This is a genomic window from Thermostilla marina, from assembly GCF_054657455.1.
Genome location: NZ_BAAHYR010000001.1, coordinates 196,606 through 220,195, shown reverse-complemented (window position 1 = coordinate 220,195; position 23,590 = coordinate 196,606). Strand labels below are relative to the sequence as shown.

At 62.1% G+C, this 23,590-nt stretch carries 16 protein-coding genes and 1 tRNA gene; 4 read left to right on the top strand and 13 right to left on the bottom strand.

Annotated features, from left to right (window positions below):
• Positions 1-61: 61 nt before the first annotated feature.
• A complete protein-coding gene (locus ACYQ2I_RS00800) occupies positions 62-1,105 on the bottom strand; it encodes a glycoside hydrolase family 62 protein (RefSeq protein WP_460165078.1) in 1,044 nt (347 codons plus the stop codon).
• A gap of 8 nt (positions 1,106-1,113) precedes the next feature.
• Positions 1,114-2,061, bottom strand: coding sequence for a family 43 glycosylhydrolase (locus ACYQ2I_RS00795; RefSeq protein ID WP_460168389.1), 948 nt, complete (start codon positions 2,059-2,061; stop codon positions 1,114-1,116).
• Between the two features lie 361 nt (positions 2,062-2,422).
• Here ACYQ2I_RS00795 and ACYQ2I_RS00790 point away from each other — a divergent pair, with 361 nt between their 5' ends.
• Both ACYQ2I_RS00790 and ACYQ2I_RS00785 read left to right on the top strand, forming a co-directional pair.
• Positions 2,423-3,742 carry a CCA tRNA nucleotidyltransferase gene (locus ACYQ2I_RS00790; RefSeq protein ID WP_460165077.1) on the top strand — a complete coding sequence of 440 codons (1,320 nt, stop codon included), beginning with the start codon at positions 2,423-2,425 and terminating at the stop codon, positions 3,740-3,742.
• Positions 3,726-3,896, top strand: a complete 171-nt coding sequence (locus ACYQ2I_RS00785) for a hypothetical protein (protein WP_460165076.1) — start codon at positions 3,726-3,728, stop codon at positions 3,894-3,896. The genes ACYQ2I_RS00790 and ACYQ2I_RS00785 overlap by 17 nt, the downstream gene beginning before the upstream one ends.
• Before the next feature lie 97 nt (positions 3,897-3,993).
• Here the strand turns inward: ACYQ2I_RS00785 and ACYQ2I_RS00780 are convergent, their stop codons facing one another.
• Positions 3,994-4,302: a hypothetical protein gene (locus ACYQ2I_RS00780; RefSeq protein WP_460165075.1), complete on the bottom strand. Its 309-nt coding sequence runs from the start codon at positions 4,300-4,302 to the stop codon at positions 3,994-3,996.
• An 810-nt stretch (positions 4,303-5,112) separates the two neighbouring features.
• Here ACYQ2I_RS00780 and ACYQ2I_RS00775 point away from each other — a divergent pair.
• Positions 5,113-5,195: transfer RNA gene (locus ACYQ2I_RS00775), tRNA-Ser, on the top strand.
• A gap of 108 nt (positions 5,196-5,303) precedes the next feature.
• Here the strand turns inward: ACYQ2I_RS00775 and ACYQ2I_RS00770 are convergent.
• Positions 5,304-6,632 carry an amylo-alpha-1,6-glucosidase gene (locus ACYQ2I_RS00770; RefSeq protein ID WP_460165074.1) on the bottom strand — a complete coding sequence of 443 codons (1,329 nt, stop codon included), beginning with the start codon at positions 6,630-6,632 and terminating at the stop codon, positions 5,304-5,306.
• A gap of 374 nt (positions 6,633-7,006) precedes the next feature.
• Positions 7,007-7,363: an ASCH domain-containing protein gene (locus ACYQ2I_RS00765; RefSeq protein WP_460165073.1), complete on the bottom strand. Its 357-nt coding sequence runs from the start codon at positions 7,361-7,363 to the stop codon at positions 7,007-7,009.
• 375 nt (positions 7,364-7,738) lie between these two features.
• Between ACYQ2I_RS00765 and ACYQ2I_RS00760 the strand changes: the two genes are divergently transcribed.
• On the top strand, positions 7,739-10,534 hold the full coding sequence (locus ACYQ2I_RS00760) for a polysaccharide biosynthesis/export family protein (protein WP_460165072.1): 2,796 nt from the start codon (positions 7,739-7,741) through the stop codon (positions 10,532-10,534).
• A gap of 65 nt (positions 10,535-10,599) precedes the next feature.
• Here the strand turns inward: ACYQ2I_RS00760 and ACYQ2I_RS00755 are convergent, their stop codons facing one another.
• The 8 genes from ACYQ2I_RS00755 to ACYQ2I_RS00720 form a co-directional block, all read right to left on the bottom strand.
• Positions 10,600-12,984 (bottom strand): glycosyl hydrolase family 95 catalytic domain-containing protein, encoded by a 2,385-nt coding sequence (locus tag ACYQ2I_RS00755; protein ID WP_460165071.1) that lies wholly within the window; start codon positions 12,982-12,984, stop codon positions 10,600-10,602.
• A gap of 61 nt (positions 12,985-13,045) precedes the next feature.
• The gene (locus ACYQ2I_RS00750) at positions 13,046-14,806 is read right to left on the bottom strand and encodes an alpha-L-fucosidase (RefSeq protein WP_460165070.1); all 1,761 of its coding nucleotides are present in this window, start codon (positions 14,804-14,806) and stop codon (positions 13,046-13,048) included.
• A 41-nt stretch (positions 14,807-14,847) separates the two neighbouring features.
• Complete coding sequence (locus ACYQ2I_RS00745) at positions 14,848-16,191, bottom strand: alpha-L-fucosidase (protein ID WP_460165069.1); 1,344 nt, start codon at positions 16,189-16,191, stop codon at positions 14,848-14,850.
• A 97-nt stretch (positions 16,192-16,288) separates the two neighbouring features.
• Positions 16,289-17,908, bottom strand: a complete 1,620-nt coding sequence (locus ACYQ2I_RS00740) for a sulfatase-like hydrolase/transferase (RefSeq protein ID WP_460165068.1) — start codon at positions 17,906-17,908, stop codon at positions 16,289-16,291.
• 38 nt (positions 17,909-17,946) lie between these two features.
• On the bottom strand, positions 17,947-19,698 hold the full coding sequence (locus ACYQ2I_RS00735; protein WP_460165067.1) for an alpha-L-fucosidase: 1,752 nt from the start codon (positions 19,696-19,698) through the stop codon (positions 17,947-17,949).
• Between the two features lie 82 nt (positions 19,699-19,780).
• On the bottom strand, positions 19,781-21,202 hold the full coding sequence (locus tag ACYQ2I_RS00730; RefSeq protein ID WP_460165066.1) for a sulfatase family protein: 1,422 nt from the start codon (positions 21,200-21,202) through the stop codon (positions 19,781-19,783).
• 4 nt (positions 21,203-21,206) lie between these two features.
• Positions 21,207-22,355, bottom strand: coding sequence for a putative glycoside hydrolase (locus ACYQ2I_RS00725; protein WP_460165065.1), 1,149 nt, complete (start codon positions 22,353-22,355; stop codon positions 21,207-21,209).
• On the bottom strand, positions 22,352-23,566 hold the full coding sequence (locus tag ACYQ2I_RS00720; RefSeq protein ID WP_460165064.1) for an alpha/beta hydrolase family protein: 1,215 nt from the start codon (positions 23,564-23,566) through the stop codon (positions 22,352-22,354). Before ACYQ2I_RS00720 ends, ACYQ2I_RS00725 begins: the two co-directional genes overlap by 4 nt.
• Positions 23,567-23,590 lie beyond the last annotated feature (24 nt).

Sequence of the window (23,590 nt, the reverse complement as noted above, 5' to 3'; positions counted from 1 at the left end):
CGGGTTATTCTACCCGCCGGGCGGGAACGAGGCCACCTTTTCTGCCGGTGGGTCTTCCGCGTCAGGGCGACTCGACCGGCGTCAACAGCCCCAATCGCCAGGTGAACGCCCCGTACGATTTCCCTCGCTTGTCTTTTTCGAGCATCCCTTGGAACAGGAACCGCAGATGCTGCGGATCGACGGTCAAGGTTTCGTCGTACCCGGCGCGCAACAATTCGCCGTGACTGACGTTGTCGGTCCACGGTTCGACACCTTCGGCCGGGCGAATATTCTTCCAACCGGCGAAGGGACGATCGGCAGTGTCGGCGACGGGCGTCCAGGGACCGTCCAACCGGTCGGCCAGATACGCCTTGTAGTATCGCTTGCCGTTTTCTTCGACGATCGTCAGGTACTTGTCGAGGCCGTCGAGCCGGTAAGTGTGACTCGCTTCGAAGATCTCGGCTTCAAGGGCGACGCGGCAATCGCGGAACCCGCGAGGAAACTCTTCCAGCGTCGTCCACATCCGCCACATCTTTCCGTTGAGGCTGGTGAAGAACAGGTACGCCCGATGGTCGTCGCAGATGATCCAGTAGTCGAGCCCGCCGACCGTCCGCGGATCGTCGGGGCCGCCGTCAAGAATCGGCCGGGCCTTCGTCCACGACGTGGGGTCGTCGATGTTCGTGGTCGTCGAGTAGGCGACCCACATCTTGCGTTGCCCCGGCACGCCCATTTGGTAGATCAAATACCATCGCTTGTGGGGCCGAAAGTAGAACACTTGCGGGGCGCAAAAGTAATTGCCGTCGCTCACGGTAAGCAAGGTCCGCTTTGCGGCGTTCGCTTCTTCCCACCGCGCAAACGCGCAGTACTCGATCGCCGAGCGGGTAGGCAGCTTGACGGTCATGAACACGTGCCACTTGCCGCCGTAGTACACGACGGTGGGATCCTTCTGGGCATGGCTGGGTTCCTTGTCTCGCGGCTCGGGTGAGATCAAGGGGGCACTGTATTCCCACATTGCCGGTACGCGAAAACCGGCCGTCTCGGCGGTCGTTTCTGCTTGCGCAGGCGCCGCGCCTGCCACAACGGCGGAGAGCATGATTCCCAGCAGCAAACACGGCATTCGATTCATGGTTCATTTCACTTTTCGGGGGACGTGTCGGACAGTCCGGCGACCAGGTCGAATCGTTCGATGAACGGCAGGAAGCCCTTGCGCCTGCCGATGTGAACACCCCATTCGATCAACTCGCCTTCGCCGCTGTCGGTGAAGGCCTCGGGCCGGTAAGCACCCGGTGCCCAGGGAACCTCGGCCAGGCGGTACCGCTTCGTGAAATGGAGGCCGTCTTCGGCGTACAGAATCGACCGCGTGATCGCCGGCGGGCCGACCGTACCGATCAAGGCGGCAACGCCCTTTCCCTGCGGCCAAACGAGCACTTCGTGCCCTCCCGGCACGACGGGATTGCCTTCGTACTTGATATACGGCCCTTGCGGATGCTCGGCGATCGCGACGCCCATCTTGGTTTCGCCGGGGCTCTTTCCCAATTGCCTGCCTTTGTAATACAGCCAGTATTTTCCGTCTCGGACGATCAGGCAGGCGTCGTCTACCAGGTGACTGTCGAAATCGTCGGGATCGTCGCTGTTGCGCACCACGGGGTTGCCGGGGATGCGTTCCCAAGGGCCGTCGGGCGAGTCCGACACGGCCACGCCGATTTTCGAGTCGGGATTGAACCCCGGGCCGTACGGTCGTGACGTGCCCGTGTAAAACAACCAGTAGCGGCCTTCGGCAACCAGGATGTTCGGCGTGAAGACACTGGCGCCGTCCCACTCGCCGGAAGGTCCCTTGTCCAGTGCCATGCCCTGCTCGGTCCATCGGTGGCCGTCGGATGAGGTTGCATACCAGACGGTGGCGTCGTATCCGGGGGCGATGTCGCCTTTCGAGTACCATACGTAATACCGATCGCCCACACGAATGATGTCGCTGGGATCGCGGCGCATGACGCCTTTTTCGGGGCCGATCCCTTCGGCCGCGGAAAACGTCACGTGGAGTGTTTCGACGGGCGATGCGCCCGCAGCGATCGCGGCAACCATGAGTACCGCCAACGGCGCCGAAACGAAGGCCCCTTTCAGAGACAACGGCAAGCGGCGGACCCCTGCGCAGCAGGCCGCGTTCGGCGATGCAAGAACCCATGAAAGAAGTCGGCTCGGCGACACGATCTTTCCCTTTGTCGAATGTATGGAGACATCTCGCGCGGAGGGAAACGCGATCACTTTTACTGTAAATCGTCGAGCGTAGGAGGTACACAAAATTTTCGCCGCTTCGGCAGGCGGTTGCCCGCATTTCGGTGAATGTCCGCAGATTGCGAGGCCCGGTTGTCGCGAGGTGCGTCATCCCGTAGGCTGACGGGAGCGACGTTTCCGGCTTTTGCGGCGATGTGCGGTAGCTCGACGAATGGATGCAACGGCGGAAAACAATGCGATCGATCCGGTGAAGCAACGCGAGTTCGCCCGCTCGCTGGTCGCTCGTTTGCGCGAAGCCGGATTCGAGGCCTATTGGGCGGGCGGTTGTGTCCGTGATCAGTTGCTCGGCATCACGCCGAAAGACTACGACATCGCCACCTCGGCCCGTCCGCGACAGGTGCGGCGCCTTTTTCGCAAAGAGGGCACGTTCGCCGTCGGTGCGGCATTCGGCGTGATCGTGGTCCTCGGTCCGCCCGGCGCGGGCCAGGTCGAAGTCGCCACCTTCCGGCGGGACAAGGAATATCGCGACGGACGTCGCCCTACGGGCGTCGAGTACTGCGACGCCGAGGAAGACGCCAAGCGTCGCGATTTTACCATCAACGGCCTGTTCTACGATCCCGTCGACGAGCGGGTACTCGATTTCGTCGGCGGACAAGAAGACCTGAAGCGAAGGGTGATTCGCGCCATCGGCGATCCTCGCGAGCGATTTGCCGAAGACAAGCTGCGGCTGGTGCGGGCAGTACGCTTCGCCGCCCGGTTCGACTTCGCCATCGAAGAAAACACCTACCGGGCAATCGTCGAGATGGCCGACCAGTTGCCGGTCGTCAGCGCCGAACGGATCACCGCCGAGTTGGAGCGGATCTTGACCGACCCGAACCGGCGCCGGGGGCTTGAACTGCTTTACGCAACGGGGCTGTTGCCGCACATCGCCGCCGAGTTGACGCCGTCCTCGCCCGACGATCCCTGGTGGCACGAAACGCTCGCCGTGCTGGAATCTCTCGATCGGCCGAGTTTTCCCTTGTGTCTGGCCGCTTGGAGTCGAGGGAAGCTCGACGGCGAGCGACTTGCATCGTTTTGCCGTCGGCGAAAACTATCGAACGCGCAGACGTCGCGGGCGGTCTTCATCTTGGAGAATCTGCCCGGCATCGAGGGCGCACCCGAGAAACCGTGGTCGGCCGTCCAGCCCGTGCTGGCGAACGAAGCGGCCGACGAACTGCTCGACTTGGCCGAGGCCGTTCGTCGCGTGCGCGGCGAGTCGTGCGACGATGTCGCCTGGTGCCGTGAAAAACGCCGTTTGCCGCGGGAAGTGCTCGACCCGCCGCCTTTGCTCGACGGCGGAGATCTGATCCGTGCCGGAATGCGCCCCGGACCGTTGTTCGGCGAACTGTTGGCGGCCGTCCGCCGGGCCCGACTCGACGGCGAAATCTCGACCAAGGAAGAAGCCCTCGCGTTCGCGCGACGGTTCGCAGAGAAACACGCCGCATCCGCGAACGCCCCGATCGAAGGAGACGACCATGGACAAGAAAACTAAAAAGAAGATCGACGCCTTGCGGACGCGATTGCAGAAGCTCCAGCAACAGGCCGCGGGCATGCGCCGTCAAAACGACGATCCCCGCGAACTCGAAGCGATCGAAAAGCAGATCGCCGACATCCAGGCCCAGATCGAAAAGCTCAAACAAGGTTGACGCGGCGCTTGTGCCGCGCGCAAAAAAACACCGCAGTTCCGGCGGTCGCAAGGGGAACTGCGGCGCGACTCCCACTGCGGGCGTTGCGGCTCCGCCGTCAAGAATGGGCGCTTTCGCGATTCGAACGACGGGAACGACAGCGACGCCGCGTCGGTTGCGCGGACCATTCCTTGGTCAGCGTCTCGAATACTTCCGGCGACTCGTAACGGACGACGCTTCCATCCTCGGGGATCGGCCCGATCAGACCGCGGAAGACAGGCATTCCTCGAACGCCCAGGTCGGTGCTGCAATCGTCGACCCCCACTTGGGTGTGTCGCTTCAGCAAGTCTTCCGGCGAGTCGTAATCCCGAATCCGGAGCTCTCCGTCCACATCGCGAGTCACCACGCGAATGAGTCGTTTTTTCATCGGCGCTAACCTCAAAGGAACGAAACGACGCTGAAAACGAAGGGCGATGCAGCAGGTAGAGCAACACACAAAAAGGCGAACACCGCATCGCAGACCGGTCCGATGGACGGCTTCCGTGGTGAAGATCGGCCATGCTGCGATCGAAGGCGGACAACTTTTTTCGACCTCAACACACGAGGAACGTTCCGAGTAGCCGACACATCGCGAACCATCTACAGGGCCGTCACAATCGCGTCGCACACTCGATATCGTCCGTTGCGTCGGCGGCCTCGTTGTAAACGGCCGTTTGTTGTGAACCACAGAACCCTCGCAATCGGCAGGTGTGGTTCACGGCTGCCGCAAGATGCGGCGGACAGCGGGGGGGTTATTTTTTTCGAGGGGTCCTTCCGCTTCGCAAAACCGGCGGCGCGAGGAAAGATACGCTCCAAACGATTTCATGGAAACGAGACGGCTCGCGCCTCGGCATCGGGGCCGACGGACCGTCGCGGACGTGATCCCAGGCAGTTCGGCAGCGGGGAGCCGGAGCCGCGTGCGTCGCCCGGGCGGCGTGAAAGGCGATTCCCTCACCCGCACTCCCTCGAGTTGGGAGTTTGGAAAATCGCCGGGGCGACCGAGGAATCGCCGATTCAGAGCACCGTCTAGGGAACAGACAATTTGCCCGAAAACGTTGAAATCGTACGGCCGATTTCGGTCGAATCTTTCGAGTAGGAGGTCTTCACCTTTGCGGAAGATTGTGTATATATTGGGTAAGGGAGAGGTGCAAATCGGCCTTCGCGCCGGTCCCTTTCCCGCCCCGATCCGGGGAGGAAGGGAGGGTACGCGAATTGGTTAGCAGCCTGACTCGAAATCAGGTGCCCCGCAAGGGGTTGTGGGTTCGAGTCCCATGCCCTCCGCCTTGATCACTGCCCTGCGAAATGTGCCCGGCATTGTGCCGGGCGCTTTCTTTTCTTGCTTGGTCTTTCTGGGGCCGGTGGGCAGGAAACTCCCTCGAGTGGGGGGTGTCATCGACGGCGGAGCGTGAGTCGGTGTTCTCGTGTGAGTCCGTCGAGCATCATCGTCACCAGGGTGCAGCCCATGCAGTAATCGCGCACGCCCAAGGGCTTGCCCGTCAACGAATCGTAGTGCTCGCTGATGCCTTGGGCGATCGCATTCGCCACCGATTTGTCGGCGATCACGGCGGCCAGGTCGTGGTGTCCGTAGGCGGCCAGTCCGGAGGCGATTTGGTAGTTCGTCGGCGGCCACACGTCGCCTCGCCAGAAGGCGTTCGATCGCCACCGCGGGTCGCTGCGGGCGACGGTCGGCACCGGTAGGGGCGTCATCCAGTCGGGCGTAGCGAGCGTTTCGGCCATCCGATCGGCCATCGCTTGGGTGGGGACGCCTGCCGGCAAGGCCATCCAGCTACCGATCGCGGGAACGCGGATCTTTTCGAGCGTGTCGCGCCGTACCGAAAGAAACGTGCCTGCCTCGTCGTCCCACATGTACCGCCGCATCCCCGCGATCCCCCGTTCGGCGCGCACGCGACGCCGCAAGGCCATGTCGGCATCGCCGACGATGTCGGCCAGTCGGGCGAGGCTCTTTTCGGCCAGGATCAGATAGGCCGTGTTGCCCGGTACGCAAATGTCGCCGTACCACGGGCCTTCGTCGGGTCCTTTACGGTACGGATGGACCGTCAAATGCAGGTCGTCGAGGTTGCAGGCGTAGTCGTAGGTTTCCCAGCGGGCATGTTGGACCTTGCCCGAATAGGCCCCAAGCACGAGCAACCCGTTTCCATGCAGATCGCGCTCGCGCCAGAACCACTCGTGAAACCGCTCCAGGCGCGGCAAGCATTGCCGCAACAATTCGCGGTCCCCGTTGCGGCGGAACACCCGCTCGACGCCCCAAGCGAGTATCGGGATTTGCGAGAATTGCCGGACCGGCTGGGGAGCCGTCTTGATGGCGACGGTGATCATGTCTTTCGCGTACGAGGGGGCCGTCGCGTTCCAACGGTCTTGGAAGTCCCAGTAATTCTGGAAGATCTCGCGGATCAAGCCTTCGGTGCCCGGGATGAGCGCCAGCAGATCGACGACGAACATCGTGTCCCAGATCCACTGCCCCTTGTAATAGGGGCCGCCGGGGACGATCCAACGATGGGCCAGCGGCGGCGTGGGCGGTGTGATCTTTTCCAGAACACACTTGCGCATGACGCGCTCGGCCAGCGCGGCCGTTTTGGGATCGTCGGTCTCGAAGAGCGAACCGGCGTCGAAAGCGTCGGGTGTGGGGATCGACTCGGCACGACACCAGGCCTTCGCCGCAAGGGCACCACCAAGCGCAAGAAATGTGCGACGTCGCATCGGGAGGGCTCCGGGCAAGAGAACACGATATTCTCGACCGCCGGGCGCCATTGTACTTGGAAGGCCGCGCGTCGGGCGCACAAAAAGGCGGTACGCCTCGAACGAGCGACGACCACGGTGAGAGATATCCGAACAGCGAAATCACCGGCGCAGGAAAACCTCCATGCCGCGGCGGTTCCGATGGCACGCTGTACGAGGCGGTTGCGAGCCGACCGATTCGACGATGGGAATGAAGATTGGATGTTTGGGAGAACTGGGCAAGACGCGATTCCCGTCTCGTTCGGCACGCAGCTTCTGTCGCCGGTGCGGAGGGCGACACGCTGGGATGCAAACACCGCCGGTCTTACGTCCCTCACGACAGCCGGGGTGTCGCCTTATTTCGACTGCGCCATCTTTTTTCGACGCTGTTTCTCGTCGTGCAAACGCTGTTGTTCCGCCGGCGGCAATACCGTGAATCGCACGCGGAACATGCTCTTCCCGTCATCGGACGAATAGAGCCGCTCCAGTTCGTCACGTAGAGCGGCCAGCGATTCAAAGCCGTCACGGCGGGCGTCTTCTTCGGTAAGCTCCGTCGGGGAAATCGGATCGACGGCATCGATGCGAATATACCCGATGCCCGGAATGTAGCTTCGCTGTCCCGCCCGCATCCGGCAATGCTTCCACAACCGAATGGTTTGCGTTTTCTTGCCCTGACGAATGAGTTCCAGAAATCGTTTTTTGAACAGCAACATCGTTTGCCCCGTTCGTCCGCCCGCGATGCCGAAACGTCGCATCCAACCCCCGGCGTTCACCGACTTGCCATGTGAAGCTTTGTCGAATATGCGTGCCGCACCGGGGGCGGCTAAATTGAGCTGCTCTCGGATTATACCTGTCAACGGGACCTGCTCAATCGCAACGCATTCGACCGGCAGGCAAACTGTGCGCCTGCATCGACTTCGGATTTGCCGACTGTAACAGCCCCTGCGCCGCCGGTGTTCATTCCTGAATCGGATTTGCTGATAGTCTCGCGTCGCGGCGTCCGATCGGCAACCAATAGACGAGCTGTCTGCGCGGAAACATCAGCAACGCACCGCCGCACGTGAACACGGACGAAATCGATGGAACACATGTCGAATCCCATAGATCGCAAAATCAGTGCCCTCGTTGCGGGTTGCCTGTCGGTGTTTCTTCTGGCCGCAGGTTGCCTGCGCGGGACGGCAACGCACGAGCAGGACCATGCCGGCACACACGCGGCGCCGATGCGACCGATGCCCGACGCGCCGGTCGTACCGACGCGTGCCGGATCGACACCGGCAGCACTGCATTCGACGTCGGCGGTAAACGGCGTCGTTTCACCTGCCGCTTCCGAATCTCTCGAAGGGATCCGGCTGGTATCCTGGCCGACGGCCCAAGCCGGTGCCGCATCGCGTGCCGAGGCGGCAAGCTATTCCGACACCGCTTCGGCGGTGATCGTCCCGCGACAAGAGTTCCCATTCGAGCCGCGCGAGGAAGATCGGCGTTTGCTGGAGGATTTGCAGGCGGCGCTGCGATCGGTCGAACGCAAGGCGGCAGCTCGTCCGAACGCCGTGCAAGCGCCGGTTCAACCGCCGGTGGCGTTGAAGCTTGCGCCGTCCTCCGAGCCTCGACAGGTTTCGGAGACACCGTCGTCGGAACGCGTACCGTCCTCAAGCGAGCCCCCGGCGTTGCTGCCGGAACCGGCGGGGCGCCCGGTGCCGCGTTCGGTTCAACTCGAAGCGGCAGCGGTCGAGGCCGACCGCTTGAGTCGTCGCGGTTACGAATTGGCCGGTCGCAAGGCGCTGTTCGCGGCGCGGTTGCAATTCGTCGAGGCGCTTCACGTCCTGGCCGACGCCCTGGATCGTGAGGCGGGCACGCGGAAACACGCAAAATCGTTGGCCGCGGCGCTTGCGGCGCTCGACGAGGCGGAGGATTTTCTGCCCGAGCCGGGGCGTTTCACGGACCTGGACGACTTGGAAATCATCATCGGCGCCCACCAAACGCGCGTGCTCAAGGAAGCCTCACTCGACGGATTGACACCGCTGGACGCCTTCCGGCAATACCTGACTTTCGCGCAGGAACAGCTCGCGTCGGCGACTTCCGGCGAAGTCGCGGGATCGATGGCGCTTCGCGGACTGGGCAAGGTGTACGTCGCACTGGCCGACGATCCGACGCGCATCACGCGGGCCCCGGAGGCCAAGGCGATGACCTTATACCAGGCCGCCTTGATGGCCTGGCCCGAAAACTACATGGCTGCGAACGATCTGGGGGTTCTCCTCGCCAGGGGCGGTCGCTGGAACGAAGCCCGCGCGGTTCTCGAGCGAAGCGTCGCCATTCGACCTTCGGCGGCCGCATTGCGGAACCTGGCCTACGTGTACGGAAAACTGGGCAGCGAACGACTGGCCTCGGCGGCGATTCGTCAGTGCGGCTTGCTGGAACCGGTCGGAGCACGCCTGCACGCCGTGGCCGACGCGGTGATGTGGGTTCCGCCTGAGCGGTTTCTCGGTGTTGCCGACCGGCCGCTGTTACCTCGCCCGGGCGGGGCGTTGATGGAAACGCCCCATGCCGAGCCTTCGTTCGTGGGGCAAGCGAAACCGTCCTCGGCCTCGCGAACGACCGAATCCGAGTTTTGGCCTTCGCTTTCGTTCACCGGTCTGTTCAAAGGCAAGGCCACGAAGGCATCTTCGGGTGAACGTGAGGTTCGCGCCGGTCGGCCGGATGCCGCCGCATTGCGGACGCAGCCCACCCCCGCCCCGGCGACTGCCTCGATACCGGCGGAAGAACCGCTTCCGGCCCGGCCCGATTCCGCAAGGCCGTCGGCCGTCACGACGTCGTTCCCCGGATGCAATACGTGCGGCCGAGCGACGAATCCCGCTTCTCCGTGCGCGCGTTGTGCCGTCGACTGCTCGGTGTGCGATTGGACGCGTCGCGGCGGTTGGGAGCGTGCGAGGGTAATCGCCTGGGAGAAGTACGCGCAGGGCGAATACGTCGGCGAAGCCCGCACGGCGCACGTCGATGAATATCGGCTTCGGGTCGACGATCAACTCGAGTTGATCTACCGGTTGACGCGGGAAGAAACCGGCCGTCCCTACCGGCTGAACGTGGGCGATCGGATCCGCATCGAATCGGTCGCCGATCCTGCGCTTACCCGCGAACTGATCATCCAGCCCGACGGCACCATCACGCTGCGGTTGTTGGGGCAGGTGAAGGTGACGGGCATGACCGTCGATCAGCTTCGGCAAAAGCTCGACCAGTTGTATACGAAGTACTACAAGGTTCCCGCGATCACGGTGACGCCGTTGGTCGTCAACAGCAAGCTGGAAGACCTGCGTTCGGCGGTCGACCGGCGCAGCGGCGTCGGCGGACAAAGTCAGGCCGTCACGATCACCCCCGAAGGCACGATCGCGCTGCCGGCGATCGGGACTGTGTACGCACAAGGTTTGACGCTGCGCGAGTTGCAGGACGAAATCAACGAACGCTACCGCCAAGAGATCGACGGTGTCGAGGTGATTCCCGTGTTGGTGCAGCGTGCCCCGCGGTACATTTACGTATTGGGCGAGGTCGGCGCGCCGGGGCGGTACGAGCTGACGGGACCGACGACCGTCCTGCAAGCCTTGGCGATGGCCGGAAGCTGGAACAACGGGGCCCACCTGCACCAGATCGTCGTCTTCCGGCGCGGTCCCGACTGGCGTCTGATGGCGACGATGCTCGATCTTCACGCCGTGCTGCACGGGAAGAAGGCCTGCCCGGCCGATGAAATCTGGCTGGCCGACTCCGACGTGATCATCGTCCCGAAGAGCCCGATTCTGGTCGCCGACGACTTCATCGAGCTGGTCTTCACGCGCGGCATCTACGGCGTCTTCCCGCTGACGGCGAATATCAATTTCGCCAAACTCAGCAGCATTTGACGTTCGACGGCCTCGACCCGGGTGCCGACCGCTCGGTCCGCGATCGATTCGGACGGTGTTTCGCATCACTTGCCCGCGTAATGGCGGTGGCCGGGCAATCGTGCCGTCTTGCGGCTGTAGCCGAACAGGTGTTTTTGCGATTCGGCCACGGGCAGGGGGCGGATCGCGCAATCGACCTCGCCGGGAGTTCCGGCGGTAAAGGTGACGGTGCTTCCCTTGGGAAGGGCGACGACCCACGTTCCGTCGGATTCGCGCCTTGCCGCGCCGGGGGAGGCGCGTTTGCCGTCGATCGTCACCACCGGCTCGCTCATGCCGATTTGCACACGGCAGGGATTGCCGGCCAAGCTCGTGATCGACACGCACTGCACGAGCCCGTCCTTCTTCTTCGCACTGACCAGAAACGCCCCGCGCGTGCGCAGGTTGTGGAATGCCGCGTTTTTCCAGGTCTGCGGCGTGCCGTGGAACACGCGGATCGTATCCCCCCAGCTTTGCAACAGCATCTCGTGCACGGCCGTGGCGAACGACAAGGGGCTTTCGATCACCGGGTTTCCCTCGGCATACATCGTCGTGGGCGACACGCGTTCGTGCTCGAGGAACCGATCCAGGTACGCGTCGGCCTCGTCGCCGTCGCCCAGCCAGGCGTACATGCACGCAGCCCCGGTGAGCGTGTAGCCGGTGAAGGGCATCGCCTTCGTCCCGTTTTTGCCGTGGAAAGTCACGTCGAGCCAATGATCGACCGAGGTCCGCAGCAGCTTTTCGATCGCCGGATCGTCGGGGGGCAACAGGGCCAGCGGATAGAACGCCAGCAAGTGCGAAAAATGCCGGTGCGGCCGGTCGAACGGAATGTCGCGCCCGATTCGCAGGCCGTTCTCATCGACCTGGAAGTCGACCAACTTGTCGAGCGTCGCTTGCCACTTCGACGCCGACGGATCGTCGAGTCCGAATTCGTCGTTCAGCGCGATCAGCGTTCGCAAACTCCAGCGGAAGAGCGCGATCGTGAAGTTGATATCGCGTCCGTGACCGCCGGGATACTCGGGCGACCAACTGTTTGCGATGTGGATCTTGCCGTCGGCGTCGGTCGTGGGATTGTCTTCCAGGTAGTGGAAATAGGCATTGACCGTTTTTCGTAACAAGGGAAAGAGCCCGTTTTTCAATCGTTCGCGGTCGCCCGCGTAAACGCAATGCAACCAGTAGTCGTGCAAGATCCATGCGAGCATGTCGGGAACCTTGCCGTGCGCGTACCCCTCCAGATCTTGCGGGAAACAAGCCGAGATCGAAGCGCTGTCGGTCCAATGCTCGGGCACGTTCTTTTCCAGGTTCTTCGCGTACTTGTCGAGATTGTTCAGAAGCGACTCGCCCAGTTCCAGGCGATTCGCCGTCAAGTGTGTCCAATAGATCACCTGGACGTTCAGATCCCCCCAGACCATCGGCCAGAAGGTCTTGTGATACCACGGTCCCATCAAGTCGAGGATCGGACCGTCGCCGCGCATCGCCGAGGCCAGCTTGTACATCTGAATCCAATAGAAGGCCTCTTTTTCGGGGTCGTCGAGGGTCAGAAAACTTTGCGGATAGTATTCGTGCCACCATTTCCGATGCGAGGCGAGAAACGTTTCGTCATCGCGCATGCGCGAGGCGCGAACCAAGGTCGCCCGCACGGTCTCGAGGCTGTTCTGCTCGGGAAAACTGTGATGGACGCCGGCCAGCAGCGTGAAGGATTTCGCGGGATCACCGTCGATTTGCCAGCCGACGGTCGTTTCTCCCCGATGCGCATACAAAATCTGACGGCAGAAGTGCACGCTGCCTTCGTCGATTCGTTCCGGTTGGGGCGGCATGGGCAAAGGGGCTTTGCGCATCCGATCCCAGGTTCCACCCGTGGGACCGCCGCCTGCGTCGAGCGTCGCCCGTACCGGGGGCATCGGCGCGTCCGGCAGCCACTCGACGGTGAGCGCTTCGTCCCCTTTCGTGTCGAACTCCCACGCAAGCACATCGAGCGTGGCGTGTGCGAACGCGCGCAAGGTGTAGGCGCCTTCGGTCGTCGTCACCGTGCCGCGAAGTTCTGCGTTCCACAAATCCAGCCGCCAATCGACGCCGGTGATCTTTCCTTTCGCACGAATCTGGAAGCGGCCCAGCGGCAAACGGCTGCGATAGATCCACAACATCTGATCGCCTTCGTAGGGCAGACGATGGTCGTAGTAATCATGCCGTCCCACGTGGATGGAGACGGCGTTTTCGGGATCGTCCGGATTGCGGTACAAGAGGAACCCGATGTTTCCGTTGCCCGCGAAGGGAGCCAATTCCCATCGGTCGGGCACGCGATCCCAGGTCATGTCGTGTCGGGCCAAAAACGCTTGAAAGTCGATATCGAGGGGTTCGCCGGCCGCCGACGGCAACACGACTGTTGCCAATCCCAGGCACAGGGCCAACGCGGCCTCGCGCGTACGCCGTGTCATGCTTGTCATCCTCGCTCAAAGCACCGGATGCCGGTCACTTGCAGGCTGCATTCGCCGCCGCTCATTGCCGTACCAGTCGCACCTGTCGCAGATTGATCGGCTGCCAGGCGTCGGGTTCGGGACGGATACTCAGACTGTACGCCCCGGACTTGTCGAGCTCGACGGTACCCCACGACTGCGTGACGTACTCGCCGTACCCCCCGGTCGAGGCGCTTTCGAGGACCAGCTCGTGATCGCCGATCCGCACGCGAAAGCGTGTCTTGGGTTCCTGAACGGCTACGACGGCAGAAACGGCGTACCGCCCCGGCTTGTCGATCCGGAATTCCCATTCGACCCACGCGTTCGGGTCGGTCCAGTAACCCAGGTTGGGCGTGGTTTCCTGATTGCGGACCCGAATGGGCGAGGCTCCCTCGTTGTTGTGAAGATAGGCATCGTCGGCATACAAGGTGAGGACACCTTCGGCATTCGGCTGAGGCAAGACGGCTTCGACTTCGGGTTCGCCCGCCACACGCAGCGCGACGACGCTTGCGTACGGGTCGGGCGCTTCGCCGGGAAGCGTGAGAAGAACGCCTTCGTCGACCGGCGACGCCGCAACCTTGCGGTCGTCGGCCAATAATCTCGCGGCAAGCACCGGGTTCTTCAAACCGGGAACCAGCAATTTGCCGTCGGCCGGCCAATCGAACACGTGCAAGTACAACGTCGTTGCCTCGCCGTCGGATTTCATCGTGCAGCGTCCCCAGTCGAACGGCGGGAAGGGACTCGCCGACGTGCCGTAGATCGACTCGCCGTTGACCTTCATCCAGCGCCCGATCGCCTTCAGCCGCTCGACCGCCTGCGGCAGCAACACACCCTCGCCGGTCGGGCCGACGTTCAACAAGTAATTGCCGCCCTTGCTCGCAATGTCGATCAGGTTGCGGATGAGCGTCGTCGTCGACTTGAAGTCGGTGTCGGTTTTCTTGTAGCCCCAACTGCCGCTGATCGGCATGCAGACTTCCCAATAAGGGACGGCCGGGGCACGTTCGGGAATTTGCCGCTCGAAGGTCTTGTAGTCGCCGGGGTACTCTTCTCCCAGCCGATCGTTCGTGATGATGCCGGGCTGCAACCCGGTCAACGAATAGAGGCTGTCGAGCGATTCGCGGCTCATTTGCCGGGGTGTGTCCCACCAGAAGACGGCAATGGGGCCGTACTCGGTGAGCAGTTGGCGGACCTCGGGAACGGCCTTCTCCCGCACGTAGATATCGGAATCGACGTGTTCGAGCGTCTTGTCCCAGTTGTTGCCGAAGCCGCCGGGATGGTGCCAATCTTGGGCCTGCGAGTAGTAGAGCCCGAACCGCAAGCCGTGCTTGCGGCAGGCCTCGGCGAGTTCCTCGACGACGTCGCGTCCGAAAGGTGTCATGTCGACGACGTTGTAGTCGCTGCACTTCGAGTGGAACATCGCGAAGCCGTCGTGATGCTTGGCGGTGAAGATGAGGTACTTCATGCCGGCCTCTTTCGCCAGCCCGACGAAGGCATCGGCATCGAACTCGACGGGATTGAACTTCTTGACGTTCTCTTCGATATAGTCGGCGATCGGGACCTTCGCCCGGTTCATCATCCATTCGGCGCTGTTGGGCGGCATGTAGCCGCGAAACTCACCGCCGGTCGCGGCGTAAACGCCCCAATGGACAAACATGCCGAAGCGGGCTTCCGTCCACCATCGCATGCGTTCGGCACGCTGCTGCGGGGTTTCCCGTCGTCGGGCTTGCGCCGGCGATTGCCCCCAGGCCTGCGACACGATCGTTGCGGCAAGCAAGAAAAACACGGGTGTTGCGTATTTCTTCATGGCGTTTTCTCGTTCCGTGTGTTCTTCTCTCGGTTGTTCGTTCATTTTCCGTTCGGCCCGACGAACGCGACGTTTTCGAGCTTGACGACGACGGTGTTCGGCCACTTGCGGTCGTTGTAGATTCGCTGCGCCCGCATGACCGAGATTTCGAGCCCGTCTTCGGTCTGCCGGAACCGCGATTGCGGATCGGCCGTGCGATGATATTCGAGCACCTTGTCGTTTTGCCCGAGGACGGAAACCTTCGTGGTGTCGGTCGCCCGCCAGCTCTTGAGAACGATTTCTTTCCGCTCGCCGAACTTCCAGCGGTTTTCGCCGGTGAACTGGGTCAGAAAGGCATACACGGTCTTGCCGTCTTTCGCTTGCGTGTACCAAACGGGGCCTTCCCGAATCACCGGACACGGCCGCACGTCGTAGATCGCTTCGCCGTTGATGAACAGCCACAGGCCCAGTTCCCGGAAGATGCGTTCCTGCTCGAACGGAATCACACCCCACGGGTCGGGGCCCATGTTGATCAGCAGGTTGCCGCCTTTCGCCCGCGTTTCGATCAGCATTTTGATAAGCTGGTCGCCGGTCTTGTATTCCTCATTGGTCGGCTTGAATTGCCATTGGGTGCCCAACGTGAAGCACGATTCCCACGGGCCGGGCAGCGGTTCGTCGGGCAGGTGTTGCTCGGGCGTGGCCATTTCGCCGCGGGTGACCAGGCAATTCGGCTGCAAGTGGTGGATATACTGCGCGAGGGCTTCTTTCTGACCGCCGTCGAGAAAGACGACGTCGATCGGACCGTAGTTCGTGAACAGCTCGTCGAGTTGCTTTTTGTCGTAGGCGAGTAATCCTTCGCGTTCCTTGCCCGAAGTGCCCACGCGCCGAATGGTCTCGCCGACCTGCCGTAGGTACCAGAAGTCTTCCGGCGAAAAGTAGAATCCCACCTTGATCTCGTGGCGACGACAGGCGTCGACGTATTGCCGGACGATGTCCTTCCCGTACGGCGTGTTCATGATGTTGAAGTCGGTCGTCTTCGTGTCCCACATGCAAAAGCCGCTGTGGTGCTTGGTGGTGAAGACCATGTACCGCGCGCCCGCCGTCTTGGCGATTGTCGCCCAATCGTCGGGATCGAAACGCTTGGGGTTGAACGTCTTCGGGAGCTCGTTGAAAAAGCGTGCGACGTAATCGTCCGAGGCCCCCACCAGCGAATGACTGATGACCGACCCCAATTGTGAGTCGATGGACCAGTGGACGAACATACCCAGCCCCCAGTCCATGAACTCTTCTTGTCGCACCGGATCGTTCTTCAACGGCTTTTCACCGTTTTCTTCCGCCTGAAGCGTGGTCGCCGAACAGGCGAACGCCGCGGCGAGCGCTGCTGCGAAAATGAATATCGTTCTCATGAAGGCACACTCCTCGGGGAAAAAGAACCCTCGTTCCACCGACAAGCAACCGAATCGAACGAGGGTGCTGTGATGACGACGCAAGGTCCTACGATGCTCAGCGCGAAGCAGCACCGGGACGGATGAACTCTTCCCGCGTCAGACGTCCGTCGCCGTTTCGATCGAAGTTGCGGAAACGACTTTCCAGATTGCTTTGTCCTTCCAGCCCGGCAGTGTATTCGTCGAGCGTCAAGATGCCGTCGCGGTCGGTATCCCACCGCGCGAAGGCCTTGGCACGAGCTTCGGGTGTCGCGCGCGACCGCGCGGCGGCAGAGGGCTGCGTCTGCGGGGTTTGCGAGCGGGTCTTGTGATCGATGCACGTCGGATCGGGTTCGGCGGGCAGGCTCGCTTTCCACGCCAATGCCATTTCGGTCAATCGCGCGACGATCTCGGGATGTTCCTTTGCGACATCGCGCGATTCGGTGCGGTCTTCCGTCACCCGGTGCAACTCGACACGCTGCGCATCGTAGGTCAGCACCAGCTTCCAATCGCCGTCGCGAACGGCCAAACGCGGCCACCAATCGGGCTCGGTATCGTTTCCTCGCCATTCCCAGAAGATCGGCTTCGTGCGACGAATCGGCTTGCCTTCGAAAGCAGGCAGCAGGTTTTCCCCGTCGCCGTGGTAATCCCCGGGAAGCGTCACTCCCGCCGCGGCGCACAGGGTCGGCAACAAATCGACGGCGGTGACGACTGTCGTGTTGTTTTGAACGCCGGCGGGTACGCGTCCCGGCCAGCGGACGATAAACGGCACCCGCACGCCGCCTTCGAACAAGCTGCGTTTGCGACCCCGCAAGCCGGCTGTGCTGCCGATGCTGTAGTACGTATCGTAGGCCGTCAGGCCGGTTTCGGGATTGTACCGCGAAGGCCCCGGCTTCTCCGCCGTCCATTCGGGGCCGTTGTCGCTGGAGAAGATCACGATCGTCTTGTCGGTCAGCTTCAAGTCGTCGAGGCAGTCGAGAATCGCGCCGACTGCGTTGTCGCCGTCGGTGATGACGGCCGAGTACACTTGCTTCTGTTCGTCGAGATGCTTCCATCGGGCCATCGACTCGGCGGTCGGCACGTGCGGTGTATGGCTTTCGTGCAGCCACACATTTACGTAGAACGGCCCGTCGCGGTGCTTTCGAATGAATTCGACGGCATTCTTCGCCGTGTCGTGCAACTCAGCCGAGGGCCACTCGGCGCCGCCGTTGAACACGGCAAACTCGTCGAACCCGTAGGCTTCAGGCGGCGGCGCACCGTGCGTTTGCCGGTTCGTCAGGTGCCATTTCCCGAAATGCCCGGTCGCATAGCCCGCCATTTTGAGAAACCAGGGCATCGTCGGCGCATCGCCTGTGAGCCAGTCGGGCATATCGTGCTGGCGATTGAGCGACGGATGGGCGAAATGCTGGTGAATACAGAATCGCGCGGGATACATCCCGGTCAAGGCAGCCGTCCGACTCGGGGAACACACCGGGTTCAGCACGTTGAATTGCAGAAAATCGGTACCCTCGCGGGCAAGCCGATCGATGTTCGGCGTCTTCAACCACGGGTGGCCGTGACACGACAGGTCGCCCCAGCCCCAGTCGTCGGCAAAAATGAACACGATGTTGGGACGTTCGACCGGCGGCACTTCTTCGGCAACAACGCCCGAAACCGTCATCGGCAACAAGACTGATGCCGCTAACAGGACTGTTCTCATGGGAAGGACCTCTCCGATGCTGGTGGTAGGGGGAAGGCTTACTCCATCGGATGCAGCCGCATCGACGCCAGGCTCGCTTTCTCGCGATCTCCGTCGACCAGCGTTACCCGCAGGGTGTGCTTGCCGGGCTTGTCGAACACCAATCGCCCGAAGGGATAAGCGTGATACACCGAGGCCGAATTCTGCTGGTTTTGGAGCATGAATCCTTCGTCGGTCTCGATTCGCCACACCATGCGTCCTTCACCGCGGTAGGTGAGTTCGACGGCGTAATCACCGGGTTCGGCCACATCGACTTCCCACGTGACGTGTCCGTCTTCTTCCCACGGGCCGACTTGCGTCATGTGTTTCCATTCGCCGAATTTTTCCATCCATTTCAGGCGTTCTTTTTTGGCGGCGGTGGTCTCGGCGAATTCGACCAACAACGTCGAATCGATGTTCGGATAGATTCCCAATGTGGGATCGACCTCCGGTGTTTCGTCGAAGACGACTTCGATTACCGCGGCGGGCCGTTCCGGCGGCGAGCACGGCAGCTCGATGACCGTCCACGTCCCTTGTTGCGCCCATTCGACCGGCGACTTCCCTTCGGTCGTCATGATGCATGCCGACGCGATCGGCGTCTTCAACCCCGGTACGAAGAGGCGGCCGTCCTGCGGCCAATCGAACACGACCAGACTCAAGGTGTTGCCCTGCGTGGTCACATCACCCCAGGCTAGGGCGTGCCCCCACGGAGACGGCCCAGCCGCGTACACCACGCGGGGATGACGCCGGATCCATTCGCCCGCCTCCAAGAGATATTGCTTGGCCGGTTCGGGAATCCGCCCTTTGCCGTCGGGACCGACGTTCAGCAGGTAGGAACCGCCGCGTCCGACGGTGCCCACCAGACGATGCAAGATTTCGCGAGCGTCCTTCCAGTTTTGATCGTACCAGGCATACGACCATGAATCGTTCGTCGTGTCGCACGTTTCCCACAGGCCCTCGATGTTGCGGGGAGGCACTTCCATGTCGCCCAGGCTCGCGTAGTCGCCCAATCCGTAACCGACGCGACTGCACAACATGGCGTTTGGTTGCGTCTTGCGAACGAGCTTCACCAGTTCCTCGACGAACTCTTGGGGGATCCTTCCGGGCGTATCGAACCACACGAAACTCAACGGGCCGTACTGCGTGCAGATTTCTTCGACCTGCGGATAGCACTTGTTGCGGAAGTATTGCTCGAAGGTGGCGGGTGAGCCGTCGGGATGCGTCTTCGGCCCGTTGCCGCCTCCCGGCTCGGTCCAGTCCTGGTTGTGCGAGTAATAGAACCCGAACCCCAAGCCGGCCTTGCGGCAAGCAGCGGCAAGCTCCTTCATCGGATCGCGACCGAACGGCGTGGCATCGACGATGTTGAACGGATGCGACGACTTGAACATCGCGAATCCGTCGTGATGCTTCGAAGTGATGATGATGTACTTCATGCCCGCCTCTTTGGCGACGCGGACGATCTCCTCGGCATCGAATTCGGTCGGATTGAATTCTTTGGCGACGGCCTTGTATTCGTCGTCGGGGATTTGCATCTGTCGTTTGATCCACTCGCCGATGCCGTAGAAGGTTTGCCCCTTCCACTTGCCGCCGAGGTGCGAGTACAGGCCCCAGTGAATGAACATTCCGTAGTTGCCCTCGCGGAAGAGCGCGGCTTTGTCGGACGATTCGACGCCCGGCCGGGCCGTTTGTTCGCCCCACATCTTGTCCATTTCTTCGGCTTGGGCACAGGTTGCCCACCCGGCCAACAGGACACACACGATACCGAGTCTCATTCCGACGGTTCGGGGGAAAGTCGTCATGGTTCGCCTCTGCGTGGTCATAGGAATCGATCGACAATTCCGGTTGCCGTGCCGATTACGGTGAGGTGGTACGCTCTTTCGAGAAACACGACGGGTCCGGCTCGGCCGGCAAGGTCGCTTCCCAGGCTTCGAGTTTTTGAAGCAACTCGCGGACGACATCGCGCTTCGTCTCGTGCAAGTCGTTTCGCTCCAACGGATCGGCCGAAAGGTCGTAGAGTTCGCAGTAGGTGCGGTCTTTGTTCGCCAGCAACTTCCATTGCCGATCGATCACCGCATACGAGGCCCAATGATGCGGGCGGTCGGCAGGGATCGGCCACGGTGACGGGAATCGCCAGAAAAGCGGCTTTTCTCGCACGGGATAAGGATGTCCCAGGAGAGTTCTCACCTGACTCACGCCGTCGGGCGTGTAGTCTTCCGGCAGTTCGGCACCCGCCAGTTCGCAGAAAGTGGGCAGCAGATCGACCGCCGAGATGAGCGATACGTCGTCGATTTTGCCGGCGGGAATCTTACCCGGCCAACGGGCGATGAACGGCACGTTGATGCCGCCTTGGAACAGGCTGGCCTTGTATCCTTTACGTCCGGCGGTCGTGCCTTTCGAAGCCGCGATATTCCAGCCGGCACCGGTCGCCGTGTCGTACATCAAATCGAGTTCCGTCGGCGAGGCCGCCCGCGCGGGGCCGTTGTCGGAACTGAAGATGACCAGCGTGTCTTCCGTCAACTCCAAGCGGTCGAGGGCTTCGAGAACCCGGCCGATGCGGTCGTCCGCATGCATCAAGACCGACGCGAAGATCTGGTCCGTCCGTTCCTCGATGTCGCGACAACGCCATTCGTACTTGGGTACGGTATGGAACGGCGTGTGCGGCTCGTGGATCCAGAGGTTGATGAAGAAGGGTTTTCCTTCGCGCCGACAGCGTTCGATGAATGCGATGGCGTGCATGGCGTCTTCGTGGACGGGCATCTGCTCGCCCGCACAATTGAACGCGCCGTACTCGTCGTATCCGTATTCGCTCGGCAAGGGCGAATCGGGGATCATGTCGTTGGAAAGGTGCCACTTGCCGAAGTGGGCCGTGCGGTAGCCGGCTTGTTGCAACAGTCGGGGAAGCGTGACGACCTTCGGGTTGAGCCAGTCGGGCATGTTGCGGCGTGCGTTCTGATGGGCCCAAGCGAAGTGTCCGTCGATGTTGTACCGCGCCGGAAAATGCCCCGTCATCACCGCCGTCCGACTCGGCGAACACACGCCGCTGGCGACGGTGAAGCGGTAGAACTCGGTTCCTTCGCGTGCGAGGCGATCGATGTTCGGCGTTTTCACGTACGGATGGCCGTGGCACGACAGGTCGCCCCACCCCCAATCGTCGGCGAAGATGAACAGAATGTTCGGGCGTGGGGCCTGCGCTTCCGCGGCTTCGCAAACCGGCCTTCCGGTCCACAGCAGGAGGACCGACAATACGATGCCCAAACGGACGAACAGGTGTTTCATCGGCTCACTTCCAATCGATTCGCGCTTCTTTGGTCTTCACGTCGACGAATACGGATGCGTGTTGAAATTCGCGTCGGAACACCCAACCCGATCGCGTGGCTGCGCCCGCCGGCGGGCCGAGCGGGCGCTCGAGTTCGGGGTACGCATCCAACGTGCCGTGCCGATCGGTGTAGCCCCACGAGTAGCAAAAGTACGACCCCGGTTGCGCCGCAACCAGAAAACAGGCCAAGGGGAAGGTGATCCGTCGGCGGGCGAGTTGTAAGAGTTCGCCGTGCGGGCGTTTCATCATGTCGCTATCCAGCCACGTGAATCCCGGCCAGCCCTTCAGAACGACGAACTTGCCTTTTTCGGCGGCGATCGAGAGCGTCTCCATATCGGCGAGGATGGCTTCGGGGGTGTCGGAGGAAAACTCGGCGAAGTGCTCGATCATCACCCCGTCGAGCCCTTCCCAGTCGAGGATTTCGCGGAAATCCGTGCCCCGCGTCCCGTTGGCCAACACGATCTTGTCGCCGCCGATCTTGCGCTTGGTCAGTGCGATCATCTCGCGGAGCCCGGCGACCACGGCCCGGGCCTTCTCTTGGCCCACGCTGCGCGCCAGCGACGGAACCAGTGCTTGCGGCAAGGCGTCGACGAAGACGCCGTCCAAAGGTGCGTTTTTCAGTTCTTCGGCGACGATGTTCGACCACCATTCACGAAACGCCGGTTGCGACGGATCGGGACGCGACACCCTTCCGGTCTTGTAGACGATCTTGCCGTCACGATCGCGCAGGGTCCACTCGTCGCGGTACGTCTTGAATGCGTCATAGCCGGGCCAATTGATGAAGGCATTGAAGTAAAAGAGAACCTTCACGTCGGGATTGCGTTGTTTCAAACGCCGGGCGGTGTTCGCAATGCCCGCCTCGGTGCTGCCGTAGACGGACGCGCCGTGCCCTTTTTCCAGCGTGATCAGTCCGGCGTGCGAGGCAAGAAAACCCAGTTCGGCATCGGTCAAATCGCTCGTGCGCTTGCCGAAGTGGATACATACGGGCACGCGCTCCCACGAAAAGCCCGTCAACGAGACGACGCGATCGACGGGTGTCTCGGCGACCGCCGGCAGAAACCAACCGCTCGTTGCGAAAACAAGCACCAAAAGGATCGATGCGCGACGTGTCACGGTTGCGTCTCCTGAAAATCGGAACCGGCGATTACGCCGTTCGACGCGACGTTGATGAACCAGGCCGTCGTTCCCGGCGGAAGCGCGGCGGAGGCCTTCCACACGTCTCCCTCGCGAACGAGCGTTGCCGGGGTGACGTTCCAGCGGCGAGTGCCTGTGAAACCGGTATCGGTCGTCGAGACCAGTTCGGCGCGATCCAAGGGACGTGTCGCTGCGAAGCGGCAGAAGGCGGTTCCTTCGTGAACGCCCGCTTCGACCTGCACGCACCACGGTTTGCCGTCATCGAGAACGGCATCGGCGAAGACGTAGCTTTCGGGCCGTATCCAGCCCGGACTGTGACCGTGCCGCATTCCCGGCACCAAGGCGACCATGTGCGGTCCCGGTGCTTTCCGGTAACATCGGGCCTGGCAATCGAGGGCGAAATGCTGATCTTCGGGCCACGAGAACCACAGGACGGGCATCGTCGCCCTGTCGAGCCGCACCATCGGGTCCCACACCTCTTGGTACAGCGCGTTGTTTCCCAAGGCCGCCCCGTACTGATTGTCGATGTCGGCGAGGTGCCCGCAGCCGTACACCGGAATCGCGAACGCGAATCGCTGATCGATCCCGATGACCGTGCTGGTAATGACGCCGCCCCACGAAATGCCCATCAGGCCGACCTTGTCGGCATCGACCTCGGGCAACGATCGCATCAACGAGTTTGCCAGAATGGTGTCGGCGACGGCGTGATACATCCATTGATCTTCGAGGGGTGCGTCGGAATCGCCGTAGATTCCCACGCGGGCGGGTCCGCCCCAGGGATGACGTTCCCACGCCCGCGGATTGTTCGGATCGCGCCGATCGGTTTGCCCTTCGACGGCGATGCTGATCGCGGCGTAACCGTGTTCGGTCCACTTTTCGACCCACTCTTTGAAGGCTGTTCCGCCGCCGCCGTGCACGAGAACGATGCCGGGAACTTTGCCGTCCCGCTGCGGCATCCCCAGCCAGGCGAACACCTTGGTGGGCTTGCCCCGCCACGGCAATGCGTCGTAGTAGATCGCCTTCAAACGCGGCGTGCTTTCGAAGCCTTCGGCGGGCTGGTACGCCGGCGGCGTCGTCAATTGCTCGAGCTTCAAGACTTTCGCCCGCAACGCGGCGAAGTCCTGAGCCGAACAAGTGCATGCGATTCCCACCGCCGCCACGGCACCGATCAACGTCGCCGTTCGTTTCATGAGTCCTTGCTCCGATGGGGGAAA

Coding starts and splice junctions, on each gene's coding strand:
- ACYQ2I_RS00755 (WP_460165071.1), bottom strand. CDS start 12,984: ATGACACGGCGTACGCGCGAGGCCGCGTTGGCCCTGTGCCTGGGATTG.
- ACYQ2I_RS00745 (WP_460165069.1), bottom strand. CDS start 16,191: ATGAGAACGATATTCATTTTCGCAGCAGCGCTCGCCGCGGCGTTCGCC.
- ACYQ2I_RS00770 (WP_460165074.1), bottom strand. CDS start 6,632: ATGCGACGTCGCACATTTCTTGCGCTTGGTGGTGCCCTTGCGGCGAAG.
- ACYQ2I_RS00760 (WP_460165072.1), top strand. CDS start 7,739: ATGTCGAATCCCATAGATCGCAAAATCAGTGCCCTCGTTGCGGGTTGC.
- ACYQ2I_RS00720 (WP_460165064.1), bottom strand. CDS start 23,566: ATGAAACGAACGGCGACGTTGATCGGTGCCGTGGCGGCGGTGGGAATC.
- ACYQ2I_RS00780 (WP_460165075.1), bottom strand. CDS start 4,302: ATGAAAAAACGACTCATTCGCGTGGTGACTCGCGATGTGGACGGAGAG.
- ACYQ2I_RS00790 (WP_460165077.1), top strand. CDS start 2,423: ATGGATGCAACGGCGGAAAACAATGCGATCGATCCGGTGAAGCAACGC.
- ACYQ2I_RS00785 (WP_460165076.1), top strand. CDS start 3,726: ATGGACAAGAAAACTAAAAAGAAGATCGACGCCTTGCGGACGCGATTG.
- ACYQ2I_RS00740 (WP_460165068.1), bottom strand. CDS start 17,908: ATGAGAACAGTCCTGTTAGCGGCATCAGTCTTGTTGCCGATGACGGTT.
- ACYQ2I_RS00800 (WP_460165078.1), bottom strand. CDS start 1,105: ATGAATCGAATGCCGTGTTTGCTGCTGGGAATCATGCTCTCCGCCGTT.
- ACYQ2I_RS00750 (WP_460165070.1), bottom strand. CDS start 14,806: ATGAAGAAATACGCAACACCCGTGTTTTTCTTGCTTGCCGCAACGATC.
- ACYQ2I_RS00765 (WP_460165073.1), bottom strand. CDS start 7,363: ATGTTGCTGTTCAAAAAACGATTTCTGGAACTCATTCGTCAGGGCAAG.
- ACYQ2I_RS00735 (WP_460165067.1), bottom strand. CDS start 19,698: ATGAGACTCGGTATCGTGTGTGTCCTGTTGGCCGGGTGGGCAACCTGT.
- ACYQ2I_RS00730 (WP_460165066.1), bottom strand. CDS start 21,202: ATGAAACACCTGTTCGTCCGTTTGGGCATCGTATTGTCGGTCCTCCTG.
- ACYQ2I_RS00795 (WP_460168389.1), bottom strand. CDS start 2,061: ATGGTTGCCGCGATCGCTGCGGGCGCATCGCCCGTCGAAACACTCCAC.